General features: G+C 64.5%; 6 protein-coding genes. 5 read left to right on the top strand and 1 reads right to left on the bottom strand.

Translation table 11 applies throughout. The annotated features are described in order from the left end of the window. The 5 genes from WBR57_RS14375 to WBR57_RS14355 all read left to right on the top strand — a co-directional run. Window positions 1-736: LysR substrate-binding domain-containing protein (locus WBR57_RS14375; protein WP_424084382.1), on the top strand; the 736-nt coding region annotated here is incomplete at its 5' end. Between the two features lie 79 nt (window positions 737-815). After that, entirely contained in the window at window positions 816-1,748 is a 933-nt protein-coding gene (locus WBR57_RS14370) for a pyridoxamine 5'-phosphate oxidase family protein (protein WP_424084383.1), read from the top strand. Between the two features lie 196 nt (window positions 1,749-1,944). Continuing rightward, on the top strand, window positions 1,945-2,607 hold the full coding sequence (locus WBR57_RS14365) for a hypothetical protein (RefSeq protein WP_424084381.1): 663 nt from the start codon (window positions 1,945-1,947) through the stop codon (window positions 2,605-2,607). After that, on the top strand, window positions 2,604-3,122 hold the full coding sequence (locus tag WBR57_RS14360; protein ID WP_424084380.1) for a hypothetical protein: 519 nt from the start codon (window positions 2,604-2,606) through the stop codon (window positions 3,120-3,122). Before WBR57_RS14365 ends, WBR57_RS14360 begins: the two co-directional genes overlap by 4 nt. Then, on the top strand, window positions 3,119-3,625 hold the full coding sequence (locus WBR57_RS14355; protein ID WP_424084379.1) for a hypothetical protein: 507 nt from the start codon (window positions 3,119-3,121) through the stop codon (window positions 3,623-3,625). Before WBR57_RS14360 ends, WBR57_RS14355 begins: the two co-directional genes overlap by 4 nt. Window positions 3,626-3,640: 15 nt before the next feature. Here WBR57_RS14355 and WBR57_RS14350 read toward each other — a convergent pair. Continuing rightward, window positions 3,641-4,339: efflux transporter outer membrane subunit (locus tag WBR57_RS14350; protein ID WP_424084378.1), on the bottom strand; the 699-nt coding region annotated here is incomplete at its 5' end.

Here is a 4,339-nt window from a genome sequence, read left to right as displayed (position 1 = left end):
GCGCAGTACGCGGGGCGTGAGCCTGACCGACGCCGGCCACACTTTCCTGGCTGACTGCATGCGCCTGCTGGCTGCGGTGGCCGCGGCCGAAGCCTCGGCCAAGGGCTTGCATGTGCAGGCCCAGGGCAAGCTGCGGGTGTTCTTGCCGTTTCTGTTCAGCGGTTATGTGATGGCGCCGGTCCTGGCCGATTACCTGGACCGCTACCCCGAGGTGCGGCTGGAGGCGCACTACCATGACTACTACCCCAACCTGCACGAAGAGGGGCTGGACGTGGCGATCCTGGTCGGCGAACTGCCCAGCTCGGCGCTGATCGCACGGCCGGTGGGCCATGTGCGACATATCCTCTGCGCCAGCCCCGGGTACCTGGCTGCCCAAGACGCGCCTCGGCACCCGGATGACCTCAAGCAACATCGCCTGATTGCCAGTGCGGGCCAGGTCGATTGGGGTTTCCAAGGCTGCCGGGTAAAGGCTCGCGCACGCTTGAGTTGCGCTACCGTGCAAGGCGCGATTAATGCAGCCGTGCATGACGCGGGGCTGATTCGCTGCTTGAGTTACCCCGTGCACGAACACCTGCGCAGCGGCCAGTTGCGCCGCGTGTTGGCGGGGTATGAGCTGCCGCCCTTGCCGGTGCACGTGGTGTACCGCGAGGGTCGCAACGCCCCGATGCGCGTGCGCAGTTTTGTCGACCACTGTGTGGCGGCGCTGCGTGAGCATCCGGCATTTCAGTTGGCGTAATAGTGGATTGCCTGGCGTGGGCATTCTCCTGTTGATCGACGCGGCGCAGCATTGGGGCAACTCACGAGAGGTGGTCACCATGAACCAGATCGAACAGTCCCCCTGGCATGTCGGTGAACGACGCTTGCAAGCAGCGGTAGGTGTCGCCGAGCGCATGGCCATGGTCGGGCCCAAGGTGATCCGCGATCACCTGCCGGAACAGCATCGGGATTTCTACCCGTTGTTGCCGTACCTGCTGCTGGGCGCAGTGGACGCGCAGGGGATTCCCTGGGCGACCCTGCTCGAAGGTGCCCCCGGGTTTGCCCACTCGCCGGACCCGCAGACTTTGCAAATCGACAGCCTGCCGTGCGCCGGCGATCCTGCGCGTGCGGCCTTCCACAGCGGTGCTGCCGTCGGTGTGCTCGGCATCGACCTCAACACCCGTCGACGCAACCGCATGAACGGCCACATCGGTAGCCTGGACCCCCACGGGTTTGCGGTCGACGTGGTGCACACCTACGGCAACTGCCCGAAATACATCCAACTGCGGCCGGTGCAAGGGATCGCCCGTAAACCCGGCACGCAGGTCGAGCGCCTCGACGGCCTGGACGCGGCCGCACAAGCGATGATCGGCAATGCCGACACGTTCTTCGTCGCCAGCTACGTAGACCTGGGCGGCGAGCGCTCGGTGGACGTTTCCCATCGCGGCGGCAATCGAGGTTTTGTGCGGGTAGAGGGCAACGTGCTGACCATTCCGGACTTTGCCGGCAACCTGTTCTTCAACACCCTGGGCAACCTGCAAGTGAACCCGGTGGCGGGGTTGCTGTTTATCGATTTTGAAACCGGCGACGTGCTGCAGGTTGCCGGGCGTACGCGGCTGATCCTCGACGGGCCTGAGGTGGCCCGGTTCGACGGCGCGCAGCGCTTGTGGACAGTCACCGTGGAACACCTGGTACGCCGCCCTGCAGCATTGGCGCTGAGCTGGCAATTCGCGGAGTTTTCGCCGCACAGTCTGGCTATGGGAAGTTGGTAGTTTGCGCCTGTGACAACAAAGCCTCCTGTGGCGAGCAGGCTTTTTTGTGGCAAGCCTGCTCGCGGTGGTCAAACGGTGTATCCCTGCCGTACCATGCGCGCGCCTCACAGTGACGTGAGGTGCAGCGCCAGGATGGCATCGCGTGTGTGTCCTGTGTCGCTCGCAACTCCTTTTTTGCCAGCGTTCAGGATTCGACATGTCTTGCTTTTCCAGGCCTTTGGCCTTGTTCTTGATGGCGGCAGCCTTGGCCGGTTGCGGTACCCAGCCCGCATCGCTGGTCAGCCAGCCGTTGCAACCGGGGCCCCAGGATCCGGTGGCTTATCTGGTCGGCTCGATCGGCCCGCAAAGCCTCGCCGCGTCGCCTGCACCGAATCAGCGCCTGTTGTTTCGCAAGCGCGGCTCCGAGTACGGAGCGGCCGGCGTATGGGTCGGCGCCGGGCGTGCAACGCCTCAGGATGTGCAGGAGCAGGACGGCGCCGCCAGCGTGTTCGTGCTGCCGCTCAAGCCTGGGGATTATGAGTTCTACGATTTCCAGTTCTTCTCCAGCAACTACTCACCCACCCTGGGCACCACCTACACCTCGATCCAGGCGCGCGAGAAATTCAACCTGCCGCTGCGCCTGCAAGCCGGCAAGGCCTATTACCTGGGGGAATTCCGCTCGCTGTGCCTCGGCGCTTCGCTGTGCGCTTTCCGTTGGCGCGACCAGCAGGGCCGTGACGAACCGCTCGCGCGGCAGTCCGTTGCGGGCTTGCCGGCCTTGCAACTGCTGCCGCTGGATTACCGCAGCGCCGCTCCCTATATCATCGCGCCGCTGCCTGGCAGTGCGAGCCAGAACACCCTTGACGAGACACGTCCATGAACCGCTTTATTGCCCTCGGCGCCCTGGCGCTGCTGACCGGCTGTGCCACCACCCATACCCTGCCTGAGCGCACCTTGCCCGATGGCAAGGCGTACCTGCAGCCGATCCATGTGATGGTCGATGACCCGCTCAACGCCGCGCAGATCCGTAACCAGCTGCGCGAAACCGGAGTGTTTCGCAGCGTGGAAACCGGTATCGGCAAACCAGGCGATTACACGGTGCTGATCCGCTACAACAGCCAGCGCGACGTGCCACCTTTTCCCGTGGTGCTGCTGAGTGCGGCCACCCTGTTTCTGCTGCCCTTGTCGATCAGCATCGACACCACCACCGAGTTTTCGCTGCAGCACGACGGCAAGCCATTGAAGCAATACAGCTACCGCAACGTGACCCAGAAATACAGCTGGCTGCTGGACGGCCCAGGTGCGATGGAGCTGGTTAACGTCAACCGGATCGCCCGTGCCTTTGCCCAGGACGTACAAAAAGACGGCCTGCTGCCGGTGGAGAGCGCGCAATGATCAGAGGCATTCTATTCACCGCTGTGCTGTTGCTCAGTGGCTGCAGCACCGCCCTCAAACCCCTGGATTACAAGGCCGAGCGCGCCTATGTGCCGATGAGCGTGACCATGCCGCCGCCCGCGTCGCGCTTCGATCAGCAAAAGCAGCGTGAGGTCATCCAGCTGTTGCGTGACACCGGTGCCTTCAGTTTCCTCGATGGCGGCTTCAGCAAGACCGGCTACAGCCTGCTGGTCGACCAGAACGGCGGCAAAGGCGCTGGGTTTGTGCCGGCGGTGCTCGGCGCGCTGACGCTGCTGACCGTGCCGATCCCCTACACCTACGAGCGCCAGTTGCACGGCTCGCTGTACAAGGACGGCCAGTTGCTGAAAACCTACGCCTACAAGCGCGGCGGTTGGACGGCGACCACCTGGTACATCCCGATGGCCGAACCGCGCAGCGAGAGTGAAATGCTCGGTGACCTGATGCGCGACCTCGACCGTGATCGGCTGATTCCTTATCAGTAAAACCCAGGGGAGCCCTCAGCGCCGCGCCGCCAGTGCCGGCGCTTGCTGCCACGCGCCACCCAGCGCCGTATACAAATTCACCTCCGCCACCAGTTGCGCCAGCCGGTCCACGATCAGCGCCTGCTGTGCGCTGAACAGTGAACGCTGGGCGTCAAGGAACGTCAGGTTGCTGTCCACGCCACTGCGGTAGCGGTGCTGGGCGAGGTCGTAATACGCCTGGTTGGCGGCGACGAAATCCCGTTGTGCGTTGAGCTGGTCGGTATAGGTCTGGCGCGCGGCCAGGCCGTCGGCGACTTCCTGGAAGGCGGTCTGGATCGATTTTTCGTACTGGGCCACGCCGATGTCTTTTTGCAGCCTGGCGTAGTCCAGGCTGGCGCGCAGGCTGCCGGCATTGAAGATCGGCAGGTTGATTTGCGGCTGGAAGGTCCAGGTGCCCGAACCGCCCTTGAACAGCCCCGACAGCTCGGTGCTGGCGCTGCCTGCGTTGGCCGTGAGGGTCACCGACGGGAAGAACGCCGCGCGCGCCGCGCCGATATTCGCGTTGGCGGCCTGCAACTGGTACTCGGCCTGGAGGATGTCCGGGCGCCGTTGCAGCAGGTCGGACGGCAAGCCGGCGGGCACGCGCGCCACCAGGTCATCGGCCAGCGGGCGTGACGGCAGGTGTTCATCCACCGGGCCGCCCACCAGCAGCGCCAGGTTGTTGAGGTCCTGGGC

It is taken from the genome of Pseudomonas sp. (assembly GCF_049590575.1).
Lineage (GTDB): Bacteria > Pseudomonadota > Gammaproteobacteria > Pseudomonadales > Pseudomonadaceae > Aquipseudomonas.
The sequence above is the reverse complement of the archived record's forward strand: the minus strand, read 5'-3'. Positions and strand labels throughout refer to the sequence as shown.